Origin of the sequence: Streptomyces sp. TLI_185, assembly GCF_003814765.1 — a bacterium.
In the GTDB taxonomy this organism is placed as follows: domain Bacteria; phylum Actinomycetota; class Actinomycetes; order Streptomycetales; family Streptomycetaceae; genus Streptomyces.
In genome coordinates, this window is sequence record NZ_RKRB01000001.1 from 99,280 (window position 1) to 122,089 (window position 22,810).

Annotated in this window: 13 protein-coding genes and 4 pseudogenes; 4 read left to right on the forward strand and 13 right to left on the reverse strand. The window is 66.0% G+C overall.

Annotated elements, in window-relative coordinates; genetic code table 11:
- Positions 1 to 41: 41 nt before the first annotated feature.
- Positions 42 to 1,387: pseudogene (locus EDD92_RS00415) on the reverse strand (IS630 family transposase).
- A 53-nt stretch (positions 1,388 to 1,440) separates the two neighbouring features.
- On the opposite strand from EDD92_RS00415, the pseudogene EDD92_RS00420 reads away from it, so the two are divergent.
- Positions 1,441 to 2,212, forward strand: a pseudogene (locus tag EDD92_RS00420) (transposase family protein).
- A gap of 125 nt (positions 2,213 to 2,337) precedes the next feature.
- Here the strand turns inward: EDD92_RS00420 and EDD92_RS00425 are convergent.
- Positions 2,338 to 3,105, reverse strand: coding sequence for a transposase (locus EDD92_RS00425; RefSeq protein ID WP_123962334.1), 768 nt, complete (start codon positions 3,103 to 3,105; stop codon positions 2,338 to 2,340).
- 39 nt (positions 3,106 to 3,144) lie between these two features.
- Entirely contained in the window at positions 3,145 to 3,480 is a 336-nt protein-coding gene (locus tag EDD92_RS00430; protein WP_123962335.1) for a hypothetical protein, read from the reverse strand.
- Between the two features lie 166 nt (positions 3,481 to 3,646).
- Here EDD92_RS00430 and EDD92_RS00435 point away from each other — a divergent pair, with 166 nt between their 5' ends.
- Entirely contained in the window at positions 3,647 to 4,819 is a 1,173-nt protein-coding gene (locus EDD92_RS00435) for an IS4 family transposase (protein WP_260326245.1), read from the forward strand.
- 286 nt (positions 4,820 to 5,105) lie between these two features.
- On the opposite strand, the pseudogene EDD92_RS00440 reads toward EDD92_RS00435, so the two are convergent.
- Positions 5,106 to 5,877: pseudogene (locus EDD92_RS00440) on the reverse strand (transposase family protein).
- Between the two features lie 247 nt (positions 5,878 to 6,124).
- Between EDD92_RS00440 and EDD92_RS00445 the strand changes: the two are divergent.
- Entirely contained in the window at positions 6,125 to 8,857 is a 2,733-nt protein-coding gene (locus tag EDD92_RS00445; RefSeq protein WP_123962337.1) for a patatin-like protein, read from the forward strand.
- 53 nt (positions 8,858 to 8,910) lie between these two features.
- On the opposite strand, the gene EDD92_RS00450 is transcribed toward EDD92_RS00445, so the two are convergent.
- The 4 genes from EDD92_RS00450 to EDD92_RS52025 form a co-directional block, all read right to left on the reverse strand.
- Positions 8,911 to 9,570: a restriction endonuclease gene (locus tag EDD92_RS00450; protein ID WP_185123878.1), complete on the reverse strand. Its 660-nt coding sequence runs from the start codon at positions 9,568 to 9,570 to the stop codon at positions 8,911 to 8,913.
- Between the two features lie 3 nt (positions 9,571 to 9,573).
- A complete protein-coding gene (locus tag EDD92_RS00455; RefSeq protein ID WP_123962338.1) occupies positions 9,574 to 10,776 on the reverse strand; it encodes a hypothetical protein in 1,203 nt (400 codons plus the stop codon).
- Entirely contained in the window at positions 10,758 to 11,678 is a 921-nt protein-coding gene (locus EDD92_RS00460) for a hypothetical protein (protein WP_123962339.1), read from the reverse strand. The genes EDD92_RS00455 and EDD92_RS00460 overlap by 19 nt, the downstream gene beginning before the upstream one ends.
- 166 nt (positions 11,679 to 11,844) lie before the next feature.
- Entirely contained in the window at positions 11,845 to 13,026 is a 1,182-nt protein-coding gene (locus tag EDD92_RS52025; protein WP_123962340.1) for a hypothetical protein, read from the reverse strand.
- Positions 13,027 to 13,181: 155 nt separating this feature from the next.
- Here EDD92_RS52025 and EDD92_RS00470 point away from each other — a divergent pair, with 155 nt between their 5' ends.
- Entirely contained in the window at positions 13,182 to 15,209 is a 2,028-nt protein-coding gene (locus tag EDD92_RS00470) for a helix-turn-helix transcriptional regulator (protein WP_123962341.1), read from the forward strand.
- Between the two features lie 497 nt (positions 15,210 to 15,706).
- On the opposite strand, the gene EDD92_RS00475 is transcribed toward EDD92_RS00470, so the two are convergent.
- The 5 genes and pseudogenes from EDD92_RS00475 to EDD92_RS00490 form a co-directional block, all read right to left on the reverse strand.
- On the reverse strand, positions 15,707 to 16,222 hold the full coding sequence (locus EDD92_RS00475; RefSeq protein WP_123962342.1) for a hypothetical protein: 516 nt from the start codon (positions 16,220 to 16,222) through the stop codon (positions 15,707 to 15,709).
- A gap of 373 nt (positions 16,223 to 16,595) precedes the next feature.
- Positions 16,596 to 18,467, reverse strand: coding sequence for an ATP-binding SpoIIE family protein phosphatase (locus EDD92_RS52285; protein WP_123970202.1), 1,872 nt, complete (start codon positions 18,465 to 18,467; stop codon positions 16,596 to 16,598).
- Positions 18,468 to 18,497: 30 nt separating this feature from the next.
- Positions 18,498 to 19,802, reverse strand: a pseudogene (locus tag EDD92_RS52290) (SAV_2336 N-terminal domain-related protein); the annotation flags it as partial.
- 13 nt (positions 19,803 to 19,815) lie between these two features.
- Positions 19,816 to 20,745 (reverse strand): MoxR family ATPase, encoded by a 930-nt coding sequence (locus EDD92_RS00485; RefSeq protein ID WP_123962343.1) that lies wholly within the window; start codon positions 20,743 to 20,745, stop codon positions 19,816 to 19,818.
- A complete protein-coding gene (locus tag EDD92_RS00490) occupies positions 20,745 to 22,787 on the reverse strand; it encodes a hypothetical protein (protein WP_148096468.1) in 2,043 nt (680 codons plus the stop codon). Before EDD92_RS00490 ends, EDD92_RS00485 begins: the two co-directional genes overlap by 1 nt.
- Between the last annotated feature and the right edge of the window lie 23 nt (positions 22,788 to 22,810).

Consider the following 22,810-nt stretch of genomic DNA (forward strand, 5'->3'; position numbering starts at 1 on the left):
TGCGGCGTCCTAGTGTGATGCGCCAGAAATCTGGGGCGTGGCTAGGTAGTGTCGATGTCGGGCGGGGTGACCTTCGTGAGGTAGTCCGCGAGCGAGTGGAGGATCTCGTCGGCGCTCTTCGTCCAGGTGAAGGGTCGTGGGTTCTCGCTCCACGTGGTGATCCACGCCTTGATGTCGTCCTCCAGAGCCTTCACCGAGGTGTGGACGCCGCGGCGGATGAGTTTGTCGGTGAGCAGGCCGAACCAGCGCTCCACCTGGTTCATCCAGGAGGATCCGGTCAGGGTGAAGTGGACGTGGAACCGGGCGTGTTTGCCCAACCAGGTCTTGATCTCGGCGGTGTTGTGGGTGGCGTAGTTGTCGCACACCAGGGGCACGTCGAGGCCGACAGGTACGGCCTTGTCGATCCGCATCAGGAACTTCTTGAACTCGATCGCTCGATCGCTCGGTGGCGGTGGTGGAGTTCCGATATGACGCTGCCATCAGCTATGTTGAAGGCCGCAAACAAGCTGGTGATGCCGTGCCGGTAGTAGTCGTGGGTGCGCCGCTCGGGCATGCCCGGCATCATCGGCAGCACAGGCTGGGACCGATCCAGCGCCTGGATCTGGGACTTCTCATCGACGCACAACACCACCGCCTTCTCGGGCGGGTGGTGGTACAGACCGATGACATCGACCACCTTGGCAACGAACTACGGGTCGGTGGAGAGCTTGAAGCTGTCCTGCAGGTGCGGCTTGAGGTCCAACCGCTTCCAGATCCGCCCGATCGTCGACTTCGACAGACCCGTCCGGGCCGCCATCGAGGCCCGCGACCAGTGCGTGTCCTGGCCCGGCGTGGACTCCAGCGTCGCCACAATCACGTCCTCGACCTGGTCCAGCAGGATGGAGGGCGGCCGGCCCACCCTCGGCTCGTCCGCCAACCCATCCAGCCGGCGGGCGACAAAGCGAGAGCGCCAGCTGTTCACCGACCGCTGACTGACGCCGAGTTCGGCGGCGACCTTCTTGTTTGTCCCGCCCTCCGCACACGCCAGAACGATCCTTGCGCGCAGCGCGAGGTACTGCGCCGCCTTGGCGCGCCGCGCCCAGCGCGTCAGCTGGGCGCGCTCATAGCCGGTGAGGACCAGGTCTGCCTTGCGGCGGCCCGGCCGCGGCGCGTCCGTCAGCCCATCCATCCGCTGCTCAGCGAACCGCCTTCGCCACTTGCGGGCCGTATCCGCCGTCACCCCGAGCTTCGCCGCCACCCACACGGTCGGCAGTCCCTCGGCGCAGGCCAGGACGATCCGCGCCCGCTCAGCCAGCCGAGCGCCCGCCACCCCGTCGGCCCAACGTGTCAGCTCCGCGAACTCCTCAGCGGACAAAACGACTCCAACAGCACGCGGCCCTGGCGACATAAGAACACCCTAAAGGGTGTTGCACAAGGCCGTGAGCTGGGCATCTCCCTTGTATGGCCGGGGTCTTACGTGCTGAGCGAGTGTGGGTGGAGACGTTCACGGGGCTGCGGGTGACGCAGTTCTCGGGTCTGTTGAAGGTGGTGCGGGAGCGGGGCGGCAACGGCACCTTGCGGGGCCGGCCGTGGTCGTTGCCGTTGGCCGAGCGGGTGCTGATGGTGGCGGTGTACTACCGCACGAACCTGACGATGCGGCAGCTGGGCCCGCTGTTCGGGGTCTCTTCCTCCACGGTCTGCCGGGTCATCCAGCGGCTTGGCCCGCTGCTGGCGCTCGAGCCCGTCTCCCGCACGACCGATGCGGCGAACCGGTTGTGGGATCGTGGACGGCACCCTGGTCCCGGTCCGCGACCGGAACGTCGGCTCATCGTCACGCAACTACCGGTTCTCCGCGAACGTGCAGGTCATCGTCGATGCCGACACCCGACTTGTGATTGCGGCCGCTCGCCCGGTGCCGGGCACCACCGCGGACGCCCACGCCTGGCGGGCCTCCGGGCTGAGCGAACACTGCCAGGGCATGACCGTCCTCGGCGACGGCGCCTACCTCAACTGCGGGATGGTCGTGCCGCACCGCAAACGCCCACACCGGCCCCTGCTGCCGGGCGAGGAGGACGACAACGCTGCCCACCGCAAGGTGCGCGCGCGAGTGGAGCATGTGATCGGTCGGATGAAGAACTACAAGATCCTGCGCGACTGTCGACAGCGCGGCGACGGGCTCCACCACGCGGTCCAGGCCGTCGCTCACATGCACAACCTCGCCCTCGCATCATGACCAGAAGACCGCGATCACAGGCCCTGACCTGCCCGAACATGGCCTTGTGCAACACCCTTTAAGGGCTGTCCCGTAATGATCTTCGAGCTGCCTGGGGCGTGTGGGCCGTGGTGCGGGCCACACGGCTATCCGGCGAGTGCGAGGTTGTGCAGGTGGGCGATGCCGAGCATGGCGTGGTGGACTCCGTCACTTTTGAGTCGGCAGTCGCGGAGGATCTTCCAGGTCTTCATGCGGGCGAAGACGTGCTCGACACGGGCGCGGACCTGCTTGTGGGACTTGTTGTGTTCCTGTTTCCAGTCCGGAAGGTCTTCGCCCTTGCGTCGGCGGTGGGGCATGACGAGCCCGGTGCCGGGATAGCCGCCGTCGGCGATCGTGAGCGTCTTGCCCACGGCGGCTTTGGCGCCGGATTCCCCCCATGCCTTGCAGTCGTTGCGGTTTCCGGCGACCGGCCGGCCGACCACGACGACGTGCCGCGTGTCGGCGTCGATGACGACCTGATGGTTGGTGGAGTACCTGTAGTTCTTCGACTGTGCGGCGATGGTGTGGTCGCGGGTGGGCACCAGGGTGCCGTCCACGATGAGCACGGTGCCCTTGGCGAACCGCTTGCGGTGCTTGAGAGCGAGCATTGGCCCGAGGTGGTCGATGATGCGGTCTGCCGCCGACTTCGAGACCCCGAACAGCGGGGCAAGCTGCCGCATCGTCAGGTTCGTGCGCCAGTACGCCGCAACCAGCAGTGCCCGGTCCTCCAATGGAAGGCTCCATGGCCGGCCCCTGCGGACCGCGTCCGCACCCTCCTGACGCAGAACCGTCACCAGCTTGCCGAACTGCCGCGGGCTCAACCCAGTGAACGGGGCTATCCAGGAAGGCTCCGACGCCATGATCACACCAGCCACGGCGAGATCATCCCAGGTGCCTCTACGGATTGAGCTTGATTAGGAATCCACGCTCTCCGGGGAGAGTACCGGCTCTGCCCACGCCGCGAAGCCAAAGACGGGGCGCTCAGCAGGTCCGCCGGTGACGTCGTCGACAAGCGTGCGCCGAACTCTCCGGCTCTGGCGCACCAGGTAGCGCAGACCCTCAATCTCCACGACCCCGCACTCCCCGGCACTGAGATCCACGGGCATGTCCTCGACCGGGCTGACCTGCCACCCTGCCTTGCGCGCGAGATACACCCAGACCTCGAATGCCCGCTCCGGATCCGCAGCCATGAAGCTTGACCCCACCTTGGCAACGATCTGCACCGGATCCGGCCGCACATCCACCGTCACGACAGCTCCTCTCCCCGAGACAGGATCATCGCAGCTCACGCCAGCGACTCCCGGAGCGACCCCCGCCTGCCGCCTACTGTGCTTTGCGGGACAGCCCTTAAAGGCAATGCCGTTGTTTTAGCCTTCGGGCGTACGCTGCTGTGCAGTGCTCCCGGGGGTGGTGCGGGTGTCTGCAGACGTCGGTGAGTTATCGGGCTTGGGGCTGCTGACCTGGGTGTATCCGCCGGGGTTGGTGGATCGTGTGGTGGCCGCGTGCGGTCGTGCGGAGCAGCGCAGACGCCTGCTGCCGGCCCGGCTGGTGGTGTACTTCGTGCTCGCACTGGCCCTGTTCTCCCCGGCGCCGTATCTGGAGGTGATGCGGCATCTGGTCGAGGGCCTGCGAGGTGCGGGGTTGCTGGGCGAGTGGCACATCCCGGCGAAGTCGTCGCTGTTTCGGGCCCGTCAGCGGCTGGGCCCGGAGCCGCTGCGGGTGCTGTTCACGACGACCGCCAAGCCGATGGGCGCCGAGGTCACCCCGGGCTGCTTCTGGCGCGGGCTGCGGCTGCTGGCGGTGGACGCCACCTGCTGGGACGTGGCCGACAGCCCGGCCAACGAGGCCGTCTTCGGCCGTCCCGGAAACAGCCGCGGCCGCGACAAGTCCGCCTTTCCCCAGGTGCGGATGGCCTGTCTGATCGAGGTGGGCACCCACCTCGTCCTGGACGCCGAGCTGGCCGGCTGCCGCACCGCCGAAGTCACCTTGGTCGGCCGCCTGCCCCGTTCCTGCGGGCCGGGTCAACTTGTCCTGGCCGACCGGGAGTTCCTCGGCGTGCCGTTGTGGCGGGCTTTCACCGCCAGCGGCGCTGATCTGCTGTGGCGGGTGCCCGCCAACCGCATCCTGCCCATCGACCGGCAGTTGCGGGACGGATCCTGGATCTCCCGCATCCACGCTCAGACCGATCGCGCTCACACCGACCCGGTCACGGTGCGGGTGGTGGCCTACCAGCTCAATGGCACTGGCCGTGAGGGTGAGGACTACCGGCTGGTGACCAGCCTGCTCGACGCCCGTCGCTATCCCGCCCGCCAGCTGGCCGCGCTCTACCAAGAACGCTGGGAAGCGGAAACCGTCTTCGCCGAGCTCAAGACCCATCAACGCGGTGCCCGCATCGTGCTCAGCAGCAAAACCCCCGAGGGCGTCCTGCAGCAAATCTGGGCACATCTGCTGGTCCACCACGCGCTGCGCGAGCTGATGGTGAGAACCGCCGCCAGCCGCGGCCTGGATGCCGACCGGATCTCCTTCACCGAAACCCTGCGCTCCGCCCGGCGCAGCGTGACCCTCACGCCGGGCAGCTTTTCCCCCTGACCTGCTGGTCAGAACCCTCGTCCTGCTCCAGCACGACCTACTCGAACGCCTCCTTCCCGCAAGACGCCTGCGCAGCCAGCCCCGCGTCGTCAAACGCAAGATGTCCAACTACTGGCTCAAACGGGCCGAACACCACACCTGGCCCCAGCCCACCCGCACCGGCAGCCGAGCAGTTCGCATCCAACGACCCCCACCCGCAGACGCGTAAAGCAACAGCATTGCCCTTAAAGGGTGTTGCACAAGGCCATGTTCGGGCAGGTCAGGGCCTGTGATCGCGGTCTTCTGGTCATGATGCGAGGGCGAGGTTGTGCATGTGAGCGACGGCCTGGACCGCGTGGTGGAGCCCGTCGCCGCGCTGTCGACAGTCGCGCAGGATCTTGTAGTTCTTCATCCGACCGATCACATGCTCCACTCGCGCGCGCACCTTGCGGTGGGCAGCGTTGTCGTCCTCCTCGCCCGGCAGCAGGGGCCGGTGTGGGCGTTTGCGGTGCGGCACGACCATCCCGCAGTTGAGGTAGGCGCCGTCGCCGAGGACGGTCATGCCCTGGCAGTGTTCGCTCAGCCCGGAGGCCCGCCAGGCGTGGGCGTCCGCGGTGGTGCCCGGCACCGGGCGAGCGGCCGCAATCACAAGTCGGGTGTCGGCATCGACGATGACCTGCACGTTCGCGGAGAACCGGTAGTTGCGTGACGATGAGCCGACGTTCCGGTCGCGGACCGGGACCAGGGTGCCGTCCACGATCCCACAACCGGTCCGCCGCATCGGTCGTGCGGGAGACGGGCTCGAGCGCCAGCAGCGGGCCAAGCCGCTGGATGACCCGGCAGACCGTGGAGGAAGAGACCCCGAACAGCGGGCCCAGCTGCCGCATCGTCAGGTTCGTGCGGTAGTACACCGCCACCATCAGCACCCGCTCGGCCAACGGCAACGACCACGGCCGGCCCCGCAAGGTGCCGTTGCCGCCCCGCTCCCGCACCACCTTCAACAGACCCGAGAACTGCGTCACCCGCAGCCCCGTGAACGTCTCCACCCACACTCGCTCAGCACGTAAGACCCCGGCCATACAAGGGAGATGCCCAGCTCACGGCCTTGTGCAACACCCTTTAGCCACTTACGTCCCAAGATTTCTGGCGCACCCGACTGTCACTGCACAGACCGGTCGTCGGCCTCCGTCACCGTCCATCGTGACGCGGGCGCAACGTGCCGGGTCAGCTGCTTCGCTGAGGATGCCCCGAGGGAGTCTATTCGGGCCTACCTCCTTCGGCCCAACAAGAGAGGCGTAGGGCCGCAGGATTGAATACGCTGCTGACATGATCGATGGAATTTGGGGACACAAGAAAGGCTTCCATGAAATACGCTTGGCGTTGGTTCTGAATGGAGGCGTCAGTCTAGCCGTTTGGATGGGCGGCGTGATTCATGAACTAGATCTCATCCGCAGAGCATCTCGCAAGGACCCCAGCCACTTCCCCGAGGACGAGCCGATCTTTTCAATGTGGCAAGAAATTACAAATAAGGCTCACGCGGGCGTTCTCATCGACATCATTTCTGGGACCTCCGCAGGGGGCCTCAATGGGATGCTTCTCGCGTCCACTATAGCGCGCGGCGCACCCATGTCGAACCTTCGACAGATATGGAAGACCTCCGCCGATTTGCAGAAACTCCTGAGCGAACACCCAAGCCATAGCGTCCTAAATGGGAATTTTTTCGAAGAGACGATCAAGAAGGCAATCGACGATATCCCCCAAGTTAGCGCACCCGATAAAGCCGTGACCCTCTTCTTGACCGCGACCGCCCTGGGTGGAAGCGCGCGCCACTTCAAAGATGCTTTTGAAGGAAAATTTGACGTCCGAGATCATCGCCGTCTCTACAAATTCGAACATGACCCCAGCGCTACGAAATACAAGAATGTTGCTGATGTCGGGTGGCAGATAGTACCTGACCCACATGACGACTTGTGGACAGAGGAAGAAAAAAAGGTGCAGGCGCTATCTCAGGCTGCGCGAGCAACTGCAAGTTATCCAGTGGCCTTTCCTCCTGTGCGAGAGGAAGAGCTAATTGGCAATCGTATAGTGCCTCCTCCCTCTTTGGGCCATCCGTCGAGCTGCGTGATCGATGGAGGTGTCCTGAACAACGCTCCGTTTGAACCAGTACTAGACGCCATTGCCGAACGTCGCCTGGAAGGGCCGGTTCGTCGAGTAGTCGTTTACATCGTTCCGTCTGCAGGCCCAATTCAAGAAGGCGTCGCACCATCACGCTGTGAAGAGACACAATGGTCAAGCACCGTATGGAGCGCCCTAAACTATCCACAAGAGGCAGATATTCGTTCGAATATTGATATACTCGCTTCGCGACTACGTTCCAGTATCCGGGGCACGCAAGAAGAACTTTTCTCGCAGCTAGCGGGACATCCACGGCTATTTGAGTTCATCACCGTGGACGGCGATGGCCTAGAGGAAATACGTACCGATGCTGGCGTCAGGAATTGGCTTAAGCAAGATGTAGAAATGCTCGACCGTATTCGGCGGAGGGATCCCGAGGCTTGGGAGTACGCCAGGAGAAAAGAGGAGCCGATCGACTGGATCTTCGAAAACAGGCCAATACTGTTCGAGTGGCTAAAATCCGACTTGCAAGAATCTGCCGCCTTGCTGCGCACCGCAATTGGTTTGATGCCTGAATATCGACGGAGGCGGGCCACGTCGGTAATATGGGACTTTCATTCCATCCGCTCCAATAACAACAGTGTGACGTCCTTGGTGACGACTCCCGAGATAGACGCTGAAGCAATTCTTAGATCTAATCCACCGTGGGCCCCCATGCCGTCGGGTAGCGAATTGTATTCTCCTGACCTTGAGGAGTGGAGATGGGGTCTGATTACTGCTGAACGTGTCCTGCAAATGCTACGCACCCACCTGCACGACCTGGCCGACCTTCAGCAAGAAAGTGATTCGAAAATCCTTATGGAGGCGGCAGCCTATATCAGCAATAATCTTCGAGATGCATTGGCGATAACTGACGCCGCCAGAGCAGCCGTTCGAGGCCTTGGACCTCATGGAGTTGAGCTTTCTGACGAGACAGCGACGAGTATGCTCACCGATATATTCACCAAGATGGGTGTTACCCGCAAGATGGCTGAACTGGTGAACAGTGCGGCGAACCTGTACACAACAGATATAAACCATGTGAAACGTGAAATTGCATGGCGCACCCCGGAGCATGTTGTAAGTGCCTGCCTTGCCGTCGAGGTTCTGACCGAAGCCTTCGCGCCTGTTCCTAGAATTGTAGAGCGCCTTTCTCCGCGCTTCGAATTTCTCCGCCTTGGCCCAGACGCCCCCAGTCCCTTGTTCCACACTGATGCATTTTCCCGCCTAGGTGATCGAAAACTGTACGGTATACGGATGCGGCACTTTGGCGCCTTTTTTGACTCGGACTGGCGAGAGTCGGATTTCGCCTGGGGGCGAATGGATGCGGCTCACCACATACTCCGCCTCCTAGTACCTGACTCGCAGGAGCGGGCTGACTATGAGAGGGATTTGCATGCCAGAATACTCAGAGCGGAAAGTCAAGTAAATGGAAAGGGGGGCGACGGTACTGAGTGGATGCGACGACACCTCGAAGAGCTAGACCGCGACGACTCGGACCTCGTAAATGACTTCCTTGAATCCGATCAGGGACGCAAACTGCTACGCCGGATGGTGCAGTCAACGGTTGGCATGCTCAACGAATCATATTTCAACAACCGGGCAATTGATGTGCGTTGGCAATGGTTCAAAAGGGTGTCACGCTCTATGCTCGTTCGGAATGAGGCAAATCTAAGGCAGTGTGAGCGGACATGGAAGATGCAATGGCTGCGTAGACGCACGGAAGGGATGCGAGATACAGCATGGGAAGAATTCGCCAACGGGGATCCATTGGAGGTTCCTCAGAAGGTAGTTGAAGCTGCCCAGCGCGATGCCTTCAAAACTACAGCCCATCTATTTCCGGCCGCTGCTATTCTCTCTATCAGACGGCGCGTGTTGTCTTCCAGGCTTCTCCGTCGCTCTTGAGGATAATTCCCAAGCGCCACAAGCCATTTCAGGGCATGATGGGCGTTCTCTCCTCAAGCAGCGAACCCGATGTTGGTAACGTACTCGTACTGGCCCCACTGCGAGCCGAGGTCGACGACCTGGTCGACCCACGCGTCGTCGAGCTCCTGGCCGTCGATGCCCTGCGCCGAGGACCTCAGCAGCGACGGCGGCGGTCCCTGCGCGTCCCCCTGCAAGAGATCGGCCAGCGGCACGTACGAGCCGCCACGCCGACTGGTGACAGCCAGATGCCGGTGAAAGAGAGCCTCGGCGCTGATCAGTCCGGACACCATGGCCTCGACGTGCGAGCGATCCAACAGCACCACACCGGCGTGGAACTCTGCGTGCTCCCGGGCTAGTGCGATGAAACCGGACATGGGCACCAGGACCGGGCGGACCCCCGGCGGCCGGGTCTTCAGCCGCCCCTCGATCTTGAGCAGAGGAGTCTCGCTGACCGGTTCACGCTCCCACTTGGCTTCCATGATGTAACCGGTGTGCCCGAGCGTGAACGACACATCGGTCTCGTCCCGGCCGCGCAGTCCGCGCTGATCACTGACCGCGTCATGCAGACCGCCCGAGCGCAGAACCTCAGCCAGGAACGCATTGAACCGGCGCCCGCGTGCCGTCTCCTGGCCGGCCACGCACCGGTGCAACTCCTGGTAGGTGTCCACGAGCGGCGTCATCCGGGCGGGCACCGGTCATCCTGGGTTCTGGGGTATGGGGTCGATGCGATCGGCATAGGCCCGGGCCCAGGTGATCCAGGCAGTGGTTGCTTCGGCCGCATCAGGGGTGACGTGGTGGCCTTCGAGTGCGTCGCAGTAGGCGCGGATGGCGGTCGCTTCCTGCCAGGCCTGCACCTGTGCGTGCAGAGCTTTTAGCCGGTGATCTTCCAAGAAGGCGGTGCGTGCCTGCTGCATCGCGGTCAGCCAGCGTTGGCGTGTCTCTTCCTCTTTGCGCTGCAGGGCCTGCTGTCGTTCGTAGTCGGTGTATGCGCGGTGGGCGATTTCTCGGAAGAGGGCGGGGAGTTTGTCTTCCAGGCGCCAGCGTTGCCGGTCTCCCCAGTGAGAGCGTCGGCCTCGGTGCGCGTAGGTGTGCTCGAGGCTGAGCTCGAGTTCGTGGGATGGGCGTGTGGTGCGCGCGGTCACGCGTTGCCAGGCGTACTTCGCGCCGCTGGGGTCGGGGACCTCGTAGGAACCTTCGTGGAAGGAGAGCGGGAAGGAACTGTCGCCGATGGTGATCACCAGGCTGGCTGCTGAACTGGCCTCGGGATTGCCGACGATGTAGTTCTTGGCTTCTGCTCTGTGGCAGAGGGCGTGGAGGATACGGCGGGCGCGGGGCTGGCAGTCGGGGCAGGCCGGGATGTGTGCTGCGGCGGCTGCGGGGTGCAAGGTTTCTGGGGGCAGGTCGTCGGGGACGGGGACGGTCTCGCTTGGGGGTGTGGAGCGTCCCGGCGGTGGCCCAGGGCGCAGGGTGATGATCAGGTCGCCCTTGTCGCGTCCGGTGTGCTGAAGATGGTGGCCGTCGGGGACCAGGTGGTCGGCGCGTACGGCGTGCAGGACGCGGCGCCAGTGGGCCCGCTCGTCCGGGGTGGGATTGGCGATGTGCAGGGTGCCGCTGGCTTGCTGGAGTCTGGTGATCAGTTCTGCCGCCTCGGATGCCGTCGACGGGGCGCTCGGTCGTGGGGCGGTCGTGGCGTCGGTGTGGGCGAGGTGTTGGCGGCCGGCCTCGGTGGGGGCTGCGCTCCAGCGGCCGTCGGCCCGGGTCGTGGTGACCAGGCCACGATTGCGCAGGGCGTAGATGGTTGTGGCGAGGCCGGAGTCGTCGGAGGTGATGGGCGTCTGACCGTGGCAGATGCGGCGCAGGACGTCGAGTTGCCGCTCATTCAGCTTGGTGCGGGACACGGATCTTCCTGTCGTCGGTGCCCGGTCGGTCGGGAGTGTCCGTTGTCGCGCTCGGCCTGGCGCAGCGTCTCGAGGGGAATGCCGAGTTCCCGCTCGAAGCGGTCGGCTGCCCGGGTCTGTCCGGCTTGGCGGAGGCTGCCGATTGCCTGCTCCATGAGCTGGCCGATGCGGAGGACTTCGTCGCGCAGGGCCTTGAGTTCTTCGAAGCTCTCGACCACGTCCGCTCCGCACCACTGGCGCAATAGGTTGTAGGCGGGTTGGCTGCTGCGGTCGACCTCTGCGCAGATCTCGGGGCTGATGTGGGTGCCGGGATTCTTGCCGCGGCCGGGGTAGTAGCGACCGTAGATCGCGTCTTGGCGTGCCTGGTGTTCGTGTTTGTGCACGACGGCCATGAGGTGGTCGGCCCGGGTACGAGCCAGGAGCCGTGCGACCTGAACAGTGGTGGGCCAGGGCGCGGTCAGCGCGCCGTCAGTGTCGGTGAAAGCCCGCGAATCGCTGAAGAAGAAGCTTTCGGGCACGTCGAGGAGCGCGGCCAGCGCGGGCGCATCTTCGACGTACAGCAGGCCTCGGTCACGGTAGTTGACGCCGAAGGTCACCAGCCCGTCCCATAGGTGCTCGTCGAACAGGATGGTGACCGCCCGGAAGGCAGGGTCCTCGTCGTCCGGGCTGTCTTTCGTCAGTTCGCTCCACTGCTGCTCGCTGGCCAGCCACGCGTCCTTGTCCTGCCAGAGGACGCGCAGTCGGGCTGAAGGCACCCACTCCTCGCGGCCCTCGGCCTCCTCGGCGATGAAGCGCACTTTGATCCGCAGCGGGCGCTGTGCGCCGATCTTCAGTACCTCGACCTCTTCGACTGGGCCGTGGTGCGGTGCCGTTCGGTGCGCCCACCGCTCCCCCACTTCCATACGCCGCTCCTCCTCGCGTCATCGCCGCGTTTACCATCCTGCTCCCGCTGCGCCGCAGGGACCGTTGCTTGTCGCTCCGCGGGCCGTCCTGTTCCGGGAATGCCGTTCACACCGCCTGAATATGATGCGGGGCCCAGGGAGAGGGCCCCGTGGTCGTCGACGAGGTTCAGGGTCGCCGGAACAGTCCTCGCAGGGCTTTGCGTAGCCGGGCCAGCCGCGGCCTCGCAACGGCGCTCGAGGCGAAAGGTGCTGGTGCCGGCGTGGGCTGTGTCGGCGAGACAACCGTGTCTTCGTCGGCCGCCGCCACCGGCAGCCTCGGCGCCGCAGCGCGCGTGGGGGGCAGTTGGGTTTGTGCAGGGGCGAACTGGGCGCGGGCCTGGGCGCGCCGGTAGCTTTCGCGGCCGTGTTGGGCGCGTTCCAGGTCGGCCATGGTTCGTGTCGCGGCAGCTAGCAGCGTGGAGGTGGTGAGGGCCCGCAGAGGGAGGGGAACCAGGCCCCACCAGGTCGCGTCCTTGGCGGGCCGGGGATGGCTGATCTTCCAGTCGCGTTGGAAGGAGGCGGCCGGGCCTGTCCAGTTCTCTCCGCTGCGGGGCTCGTGAAGAACTGCGTGTCCGCCGAAGGGGACCAGCAGGAGCCCTTGGGCGCGCCAGGCGATGGCGATGGGAGTGGTGGCCAGGCGGCGTTGGGTGGCGGTGGGGGTGAGGCGCTCCAGTCGCTGGTTTTGCCGGTGGAGCCGCACGGTTATGTGTCCGAGGTCGTGGGTGTGGGTGGGGGTGTTGCGGTCGTACAGCAGCCAGTTATGGGTGGTGGTGTCGCGGGCCGTGTCGGTCAGTTGATCGGCTTGGTGGGGGGACAGCTCGTTGGCGTAGGCGAGATGGACGGTGGTGGGGCCTTGGGGAGCGTGCAGGCGCAGTGCCAGCACGGGTGGGCAGTCGCCGTCCGCGATGGCAGTGACGGCCAGCTCAATGTCCGCGCCGGGCTGGGCGGTACGGAGGTGGCGGGCCAGGGTGCGGGCGTTGCGGATGGCGGCGGGGATGCTGGCTTGGCGTGCGGGGCTGGCGTTGCAGCGGTCCGGGTCGTGGCGGGTGTGGCGGAAGCGGGCGGTGTAGTCGGGGCGGGTGCGAGGGCCGCAGTACTCCAGGGGCAGGCCGCAGGCCAGGCAGCGGTAGCGGCCCTGGGCGCGCCCGCGGGGTAGCTGCGGGGCAGGCTCGGCGGGAGTGGTGAGGTCGAGCAGGAGGCCGGTGCGGGTGTCGAGGGCGATGTCCCCGCTGCGGGGGCGCAGTCGGCGTGCCGCGGGCGTGGTGGTGCGGGCCGGTGCGGGGGCGGGTGCGTTGGTCTTTGCGGTCATGGGTGGGCTCCAAGACGAGGTCGGGGAAGAGCGGTTCGTCTCGAGCATGCGGCGCTGGGGAATTGTCCACACGGGCCGGGAAGGGTTCGCGCAGGTCGGCTCTGGACATTGTTGGCAATGTCCAGGACAACGGCATTGTGCAGGTGGGGGCAGGGATGGCCGACAGCAAGAAGCGGGGGCGCAAGCCGGCGCCGATCCGGGCGGAGACGTCGGAAGCGCGGCGGCTGACGGAGTTTCTGCGCGAGTTGCGGGAGCGGTCCGGCAAGACCTACAACGATCTTGCGGCGGAGCTGAACTGGTCGCGTTCCAGTATCGGCAACCACTACAGCGGCGCTGTCCCGCCACGGGAAGTCGTGGTGCAGCTGGTTGTGGCAACAGCCTTCCCCCATGAGGTGGAGCAGAGGAAGGCGGACGCGGTACGCCTGTGGGAGCGGGCCACCAACCCGCCCTCCGCCCAGGTGGCAGTGCGCCCAGAAGCCGCCGGGAGCCCGTCTGCGGTGGCCCGCCACATGCACGACGGGCGATCCCGGTTATCCGAGGCCGACCAGCAAAGCCGCCGACTCGCCAGGGAGTTGGCGGCCGCTCAGGAACTGGTGGTGATGCTGACCGCCCTCAACACCAGCCTCGACGCTCGCCTCCAGCAGCTGGCCGCCACCCCGGATGAAGACAACAGCGAGCAGGTCCAGCAGCAGCTCGCCGAGGTCCTGCATCAATTGGAGCAGACGCAGAAAGACCTGGTAGAAGCCCGGCAGGGACGCGATCAGGCAGAGGCACTGGCCGCCACCGCCCGCCGTCGTTGTCTGGTGCTTGAGGAAGAACTCGCCCTGCTGCGGCTGCTTGACCCCGACGCGGACGTACCCGCCGAGCCCCGGGAACCGGAGGAAGCGCCGGAACTGGATACTCAGGCGCTGCTCGCCGACCCGGCGGAAGCGCTGAGTACCGCCCGGCGCCTACTGGATGAGGGGCGCGCCCTACGCAAAGAGGCAGCCGACTCCCTCGGGGTAGCTGCTACAACTGCCGCCACGAGCAAGGTGGTACGGCGCAGCGAACGCTGGCAGGCCTCCGCACTCGTGCTGGGGCGTGCCCTGGGCTGCGTACTGGCCATGAGCGGTGCGGCCGTGCAGGTCGCCACCGCTCCGGCCTGGCATCTCTTGACCGCTCCGGTGCTGATGCTGGGTGTTCTGCTGGCCGTCGACCCCTGGCACTGGGTCGCGGTGGCCTGGCCGTGGCTGCGTGCCACGATCCGTCGGGAACCGCTGCCGCGGCAACTCCCGGTCCGGCTCGGTGACCTCGCTCCGCGGCTGCTGCGCGGCCTGAGCGCAGCGCTCGCGGCCGCCGGAGCCGGCTACACCACTTCCCTCGCCCGCGACGACCATCTGTGGTGGCTGTACCTCACGCTGCCCGGCACCGCGGTCACGGCGCTGGTCACCGTGTGTGGCTATGACCGCGCGCTGGCCCGCACCCTGCGTGCGGCGTTCGACGATGTGCACGCCGACCTCAAAGCCCCCGTCGCGCGGCCACCGCTCGGCCAGCGGCGGCTCCCCTCTCTGCAGCGCTGGCTCGAGATTCTGGACGGCCGGTGGATCGACGCCCGCGTCGATGAGCTCAAAGCCTTCCTGCGCCGGCCATGGAGTCCCCGCACTCCGTGGTGGCTGCTGATCTGCCTCCTGCCGTTCGTGTTCCTCGCGCTCGCCCCGATCGGCGCAGTCCTCGAACAGTTCTTCAGTCCTCTGGCGGAGCATGCCGGTGCCGTGTGGGCCACGATCAACCAGCCCGTCACCCGCTTTCTCGCCACCCGTACCGGCGGGTTGCCGCTCACCGCGTCGGCCGCCCACGCACTGTGGCTGGCAGGCGGCATCGCCATCGCCCTGCTGTCCGCCGCCACCCGCGCCTTCGCCGCCCGCCTGACCTGGGCGCTGTGGGGAGCAGCAACCGTCTGGATGACCTGGGCCGGCACACCCGCCACCACACGCCCCACAGCAGCTGGTCTGACCGCCCTCGTCTGGGGAATCGCCTCCGTCATCGCCCTCAACGGCCTCGGATCACGCCCCCGTGTCACCACCATCAACCTCATCGGCGACGTCCCCGCCGCCCTCCAGCAACACGACTCCTCCGACTCGCCCGCGAGCGACGCGAACGCCCAAGAAGCCGACAGCAGGCAACAATCGACAGCTTCTACATGACGTGCAGCAGGCCGACGGCCGTCCAACTGCTAGGTCGTGAGGCATGGCAGTCGAGGCGCCGTCGGTTGCCGGGATTCGCCGATGACGTTCTGTGGATCAGCCAATCTTCCTCGAAGAGATCATGATGGTGTGGCGCTCGTCCTGGCCTGCGCCACGCAAGTGTCTCGGCTGAGTGGCCTGGCGTGTCAGAGCTCCCTGGCAGACTTCAGCGGCCCGGGACTATGCGGATCAACGACATGACGTTCTTCCATGGGCCAGAGCTTCACCGTCCACCTCCAGGTATCTGAGCCAGACCCGACCGTCGTACCCCGAGGCGACGCGAACCGGCCCGAGGGTGCGCAAAGAGCTCCGGCGTCCCTCAGCGCCTGGAGGGCCGTGTCGCGCTTGGGATGGGAATCGAGAACGTCGTCGGTGACGACCTCTTGCAGCCAGCGCATGCTTCCCGCGTCTCATCGAAGGCGAGAGGACCTACCGAGGGCTGCCCAGCACGCATATAGTCACTCAGCCGCAGGCGGTGGAGGAAGCGTTCGCAGTTTCATCTTCCGATGCACATCAGCTGCCGTGATCTCGCTCGTCACCGCTGCCATGTGTTCCAAATACGGCAGGACGGCCCTCTGGCGAAGCTCTCGTTCCCGATAGACGTAGGGTGCAACAGCGATCCAAGCCCTATGAATGCTGAGCCCGTAGGAACCAATGATCAAGTCTCTGTCCACGGCCCCGTGGACGACGAGCTTTCCGAGTTCGTCGTAGAAGAAGGCAACCTGTCGTACGTGCTCCTTGGGTTCCTCAGGTAGGTCCAGATAGGAGACTACGTTCGGAAACTCATCACGTAAGTGGTAGAGAACGTACTCGACCGACGTGCGGAACGCGGGTGTGCGGGTCTCACGGAACCCATCGAAGATCATCGCTAGTCTGTTGGCTCGCTGGGTGGAGCGTAGCTGCTCGAGTGCCAGGAGCGCAGAGATGACCAGCGCAGTCAGAGATATAGCAAGCGCGGCAATGTTGAACCCCATGGCCCCTCCTCGTGAACCGATGGCCTATCAGATAGCTGCAATTGAGCAAACGCCGCAAGAGCCATGACGCGTGGCCACCGCAGCCAACACGCCTGCGGAGCTGCTGAACTTGATTGAGTGATGTCGGGACGGTTCGCCTGACAGCGGTCTGCTGGCCCGGTGGCGAACTTCCCATCGGAGAGGATCGAATTGAAGGCCACGCTCACAAAAACCGACAGCGCCGCGCCCCCAGTATCCGCGCAACGTCGCGTACCCCCATCACACGTACTCCTCCCCCACGCCAGGCCCGCACGGCGCCATGAGCCCGCCCCGGCGTCCCACCCTCACCAGGGTGTTCGAGCGTAGCGCCCGCAGCCGGCACTCTGAGGCAAGGTCAAGGAGTGGTCTCCGAAGTGTCCGGCAGGGAACATTCAAACCACACCACCTTGCCGGTGCTGAGCCGAATACTGCCCCACCTCTTGGCGAGCGTGTTCACCACGCGCAGCCCGCGCCCGCGCACATCCGCGACGCTGGCCGACTGAAGACGGGGCAACTGCGGTACATCGTCGCCGACTTCACAGCGCAGTACCCCCGTCCGCAACAACCGCAGGGTCACCGGCCGAGTCGCGTACCGCACCGCGTTGGTCACGATCTCGCTGACCAGTAGCTCGACCACGCCGATGAGGTCTTCCAGTCCCCATCTGCTTAGCGCCTGCCTGGCAAGTCGCCGAGCCCTACTGGGAGCGACGTCGTCCGGCTCCAGGTACCACAACGCCACGTCGCTGGGCGCGATCCCCTCGAAGCGGGCGGCCAGCAGCGCGATGTCGTCGTCCCGGTCACCGGGGCCGAGCATGTCGAGCACCTCGTCACACAGGACTTCGAGCGGCGGCAGACGGTCGGGCAAGCTCAGCTGTGCGGTCACGGCGAGCTTCTCGCGCAGCTGCTCTATGCCGGTCCACACGTCCCGCAGACGCGACTCGACGAGACCGTCGGTATAGAGCAGCAGGGTCGCCCCGGCGGGCGCGTCCAGCTCCACGGCCTCGAAGTCGACAGCGCCCACACCGATCGGCGCCCCCGGCGGCACCCGCAGTACCTCGGCACGGCCGCCCAGGTGCAGCAGGACCGGCGGCGGATGGCCGGCGTTGGCGATGGTGATGCGGTGCGAGACCGGGTCGTAGACAGCATAGAGGCACGTCGCCATGCGGTCGGTGCCCAGGCGCTGCGCCTGTTCGTCGAGGTGGTGCAGGACCTCCTGCGGAGGCAGGTCAAGTCCGGCCAGGGTCTGCGCCGTGGTGCGCAGCTGGCCCATGATCGCGGCAGAGGTCATGGAGTGCCCCATGACGTCTCCGACGACGAGGGCCACGCGGCTGCCCGGCAGCGGGATGGCGTCGTACCAGTCGCCACCCACGCGCGCGGTCTCAGTGGCGGGCAGATAGCGGGACGCCAGTTGCACACCCGTGGACCGTGGGAGCGTCTCCGGCAGCATGCTGCGCTGTAGCCCAGGGATGTGTGCCTCATGCTCGTACAGCACCGCCTTGTCGATGCCGAGCGCGCTGTGCGTGGCGAGCTGGGCGGCGACCAGGAGGTCGTCGGCCTCGAAGGCGAGGCGCTCCGGGCGCCTGAGGAACAGCGCCGCCCCGATCACTCGGCGCCGACCGCGCAACGGGGCGAAGATCGCGTGTTGCCCTCCGGGCACGGTGAACACGCTGCTGTCGTCGAGAAGTTCGGTCAGGGCGGCGCGGGCGGCGGGCGCGTCCGCGAAGACCGGGCGTACCCCGCGCAGCACCTTCGCGAGCGCGCCGCCTGACTGCACCTCGCACACCTCAGCGACCCCTTGGAGATCAGACTGCGAAAGCACCGACGGCGCCAGAAGATCCTCGATGCCGGAGGTTTCCCGGATACGGTTCATCCATCGCCGCAGCACGAGGGGTCCTAGAGGCCGCTCATCACCGACCGGCAAGGGGTCACGCAGGTAGAGAACGAGGCTGTCGGCGAAGACCGGAACCGCCGAATCAAACAAGGCGTGGAGGATCTCATCGACGTCGAGTTCGCCGGCGATCCGAGCAGTCGCCTCAGCCACGATCCATGCCATGCCGTCCGGTTCCTGCACGCCATTGCCGACACCGAGTGCCCGCAGCGCATCATGGGCGGCCTGGCCGAACGGCCGTACTTCGGCGGGAAGATGCTGCAGCGCGCCGGGATCGTGCAGCACCGCGGGCACATTCACCGTGCCGTGGACTCGGGCGCTCACGTACTTCTCCAGCATCCCGCACAGGTGCCATGCCTCGTGTTGGGGAAGGAGTCGCTTCAGCTCCTCTTCGGCGCCATTGCGGAAGGCCACCACGAACGTGCCGTTCCCTTGCGGATGAAGCGACACGATGTCACTCGTAATCAGCTCGGCCATGTCGGCGACTGTGGCCTCGGGGACGAGTTCCTGCCGGATCAGCTGAAGCACGGGGAGGCCTATACGGCCGACCAGGGCGCACAGAACAGCAAGTTTGAGCGCATCCGGCGATGCCGTCCGGACAAACGCCTGAACCGGGTCACGCTGTGCGGAGCGGGCGTGGGCGGTGCCGCGCTGGATTCGCCCTGCGGGCGGAACGAGCACCGCGTCGCAGCCGCCGGGATCGCCTCGCATCTGTGCGCGTGCCCAACGGCCGAATGAGTGCGGGCTCAACGACAGGACGGGCACAGGCAGCCACGGCGACAAGCCGTTCGCCGGTTCCTCAAGGAGTAGGGGCATGTCGAAGCGCAGTGTGGTGCTGCCGTTGCCTGGCACGGCCTGGGTGGCGGTGACGCCAGGAAGGTCAAGTGCGCTGCGCCGCCACAGCTTCGGGGGCAGCGGATCGAGTAGTGCCACTGGTGTCGACTGGGCCCAGGCGCGTAGTTGCTTCCAGATCTCCTGCCGATGCCAGCCGGGGGCCGAGCAGTCCGAGACGACCAGGACCAGACGTCTGCCCTGTGGGGAAAGCGCGTGGTCGGGGCCGGCCACCGCGCCCTGGTGATCGTGGAGGAGGTGCTGTGCTTCATCGAAGGTCAATCCCCAGGTGCGCAGCAGCCGGAAGGCTCCCAGGTGGTCCAGTACGCGTTCCAGCTCGGCGATCGTTTCCTTCCACACCTGCATGGACAGTGACTGGTCAACGATCAGCAGAAGGTCGAACCACCGTTCCGGTGCGGCTCGGAATGCGGGGATGAGTTCACCGCTGCGCGCGTATCCGTCGATCGTCCGCTCTATGTCGAGCTCGGTGTGCAGGCCTGCTGCCCATCGCCGTTTGTAGGCCCGCAGTGCGCGTGAGAGGTCCAGTGCGTTGGGGAGGGCACGGCCCCGGGTGACGGCAACCGTCTCCCCCGGAATGCTGCCAGGACTGTCGGACAGTTGTTCGTGCATCGCGATGCCGGGCTGGGGTGAGTCCATTGCCGGCCAGCCAGTCTGCGCTCGGTGGCTTTGTGTGCCATCAGCGCTCGGTGGTACTGGCCCGGACTCGCCGGTGCCTGGCTGCCGTAGGCCAGCTTCCCCACGGAATGTGGCAGCCAGCCATACCGCTTCGGCCAGCGCCGTAGCGTCCAGGTCTGTCCCTGCTGCCTCAAGGCCGTGCAGCATGCGTGACAAGTGGTCAGGCACGTGAGAGCTCCCGCATGAGCAGTGCCACGACCTCCTGCCGACTGGCACCGTCTGGAGCGGCGTTTCCGGACATCACGTAGACGGCATTGAGTAGTTGGTCGATGGCCAGGCTGTCGCCGCCTTCCAACCGGGCAACGAATTCCTCGACGAGGTCTCTCACCGGTCCTCCGTCATCGATGTCGATCTGCAGATGAGCCATGACCATTTGGCGCAGCAGGGGAACAGTCGGCGGCGCCATGGTGTAGCGGATGCAACGGCGCAGGAAGGCGGCGGGGAAGTCGCGCTCGCCGTTGCTGGTCATCACGATGAAGGGGAACTGTGTGCAGCGTACGCGGCCTCGTTTGACCTCGTGGTGCTCGTCGCTGCCCCATTGCCGGATGGAGACGATGTCGTCTTGGTAGCGGGCGAGTTCGGGGATCTCGTATTCGCCGCGTTCCAGGACGTCGAGGAGGTCGCTGGGCAGATCGAGGTCGCTCTTGTCCACCTCGTCGATCAGCAGCGCGCGCGGATAATCGGACGGCAGCAGAGCTGTACCCAGTGGTCCCAGCTGCATGAACGGCGCGATGTCGTCGACGCCTCCGGCCTGTCCGAGGCGCTGCGCGTGGATGCGGCCGAGGGCGTCGTAGCGGTACAGCGCTTCATTCAGGGTGCTGCGGGAGGTGATGTGCCAGCGCAGCACGGTGCCGAGCTTCAGCTCGCTGGCCACCTGCTCGATGACGGTGGACTTGCCCGATCCGGCCGGGCCGGTCACCAGCAGCGGCCGCCGCAGATGTAGCGCTGCGTTCACGGACTCCACCAGTCCCGCCGGCGGCTTGAACTCCTGCGCCATCGCGCTGCGTGGGAACGTCCGCCACGGTGGTGGGGGCGCGAGTTCCACGTCGCGGGGGACGCCGTCCCCGGTGTAGTACGGACTCCAGGTCATCAAACGCTCCCGTGTACGGCGTCGTGGCTGTCGAACCAACTGCAGAAGTCGAGCCATTCGAGGTCGTGCCAGACGGATCTCAGGTCGGCGAGCCGTGCGGACGGGGCGATGGAACTATTGCCCTGCCAGCGCCGGCGGTACGCCTCGGCCAGTTCTGTCGGCAGGCGATCCCAGAGCATGTCCAGAAGTTCCTGTTCTGCCGGCGAGAAGGGGTTGTTCGTGTCAGGCCACAACACGATTGGCACGTACGCCAGCAGCAGCTCCATCAGCTGCTTGAGGTGGACCGGGCGGTGAGCGAACGCCACCGCCCGGGTGTACCTCCCGGCCCGCAGGCGCTCTCCGAGGTCTTGTGGCTGGCCCGCGTCTTGCTCGGACAGCCAGTCAACAGGAGCCTTGGCTGCGCAGGTGAGCATCTGTTCCAGGCCTGCCCGGGCGTGATCGTTGATCCACCACAGGTGGGCGGGCGGGTTCAGGCGCATGCTCCAGCGCACCACCACGTCGTGGTTCACGCCCAGCCGCACTCCGAAGTCCGTTTCTTCGGGCTTCCAGCGCAGCAGCAGCGCGGTGGGAATGGCTATGTCCACGTGTCTCAGCGGTGCCTGGCGCAGCCGTGCGTGCTTACGTCCCCAGGCGACGGCTTCTCCCACCTTCGCCTCGACCGCCGTCTGCGTCGGGGCGCAGTGAAATTCCGCTCGCTCGCACACTGTGCCGCCGTCCAGCAGCCACAGGTCCAGCGACTCGGGCCAGTCGTCGGCCACTGTGGCGTGCAGGCTGACCACAAGCCGCAGCCGTTGTGCGGCCCGGCCACGGGCCAGTTCCTCCTGGGCATCGTTGAACTCAATGCGGGCCCCGCAGGCATCGGCCCACGCCGAGGGCTCGGGAGCGGACAGGTCCAGGTCGGCGTCGGCACCGAGCGCCGCGACGAAGCCAGTGAGCAGGGCGGTCTGGCTGTCGCCGAGACGCGGTGCGCGCAACACAAGCAGTTCGAGCAGGTCGGTGAGCAGGGCGGTTCCCGTGGTGTCGGGGACTAGTGCGTATGCGTCGGCGGGCAGGGCGGGCAGGGCCGTGCGCAGCCGTTGGGTGGTGAGCTTGCTGCCCATCCAGGACATGAGGAAGGTCTGGGTGGCTAGGCAGACACGCAGGCCCTTCACGATGTAAGCAGCCTGGTGGACGAGGGTGGCTGGGCCGATTCCCGTACCGGTTTCTTTGATCTTTTGTATCTCATGCCGGAGACGGTCCAGTTCGTGCAGTGACCACGGCTCCGGCCAGGCCACTGCGGGGCCGACTGCTTCCAGCGCTATTCGGAGGTCTTCGGCGCCGAGTGCGCCCGGACCGGGCCGATCGGCGCCTGCGTTGCGGGGATTGTGCGACAGCCACAGCCCTTGCACCGCGAAATGATCACCGTCGTGTTCGTGGCTGACGATGTCCTGGCCGATGACCGTGCGGCGCAGCTCCTCGCGGAACGCGGACACTCCGGTGTGCTTTCCTGCGCCGGGTATGCCCCGTCGCAGCAGTTGAGCAAGCTGCCGGGTGAACACGAGGTCGAACGCTTGCTGTTCAGCGCCGGAAGCCATGAGTAGGGACACGCGGGTGCGCCCGCTGCGCACGCCCGCCACGAGGGCCTTGGTGTCGGGCACGGCTCCTGCTGCGTGGCAGGTGTCGACCAGACCGATGACGCCGTTGACGCCGGGCTGCTCCGCCGCCTGGACGAGGAGATGGCCGACGTTCACCGCGGTGCTCAGCACGTCCGGCTCCGCATCGGCCCCCATCAGATACAGGTCCGAGTTCCCGCGCGGCGCCATACCGTGGCCGAGGAAGGCCAGGACCAATGTGGCGCCGGCTTCACCGGCCCGCCTGGCGGCGTCACGCACCGCGGCCTCGACCCGTGCCTGCGTGGCGTCCGCGCCATACAGCAGGGCGGCCCCGCCGGATAGTGCCGGGGAACAGTGGCCCAGATCGTCATGCTGGAGTACATCGCCCAAGGCGTGCGCGGCGTCCTCCAGCGCGTCCAGATGGCCCATGGCAATGTTCTGGGGTGCCACGATGAGAAGTAACCGCGGGGAGA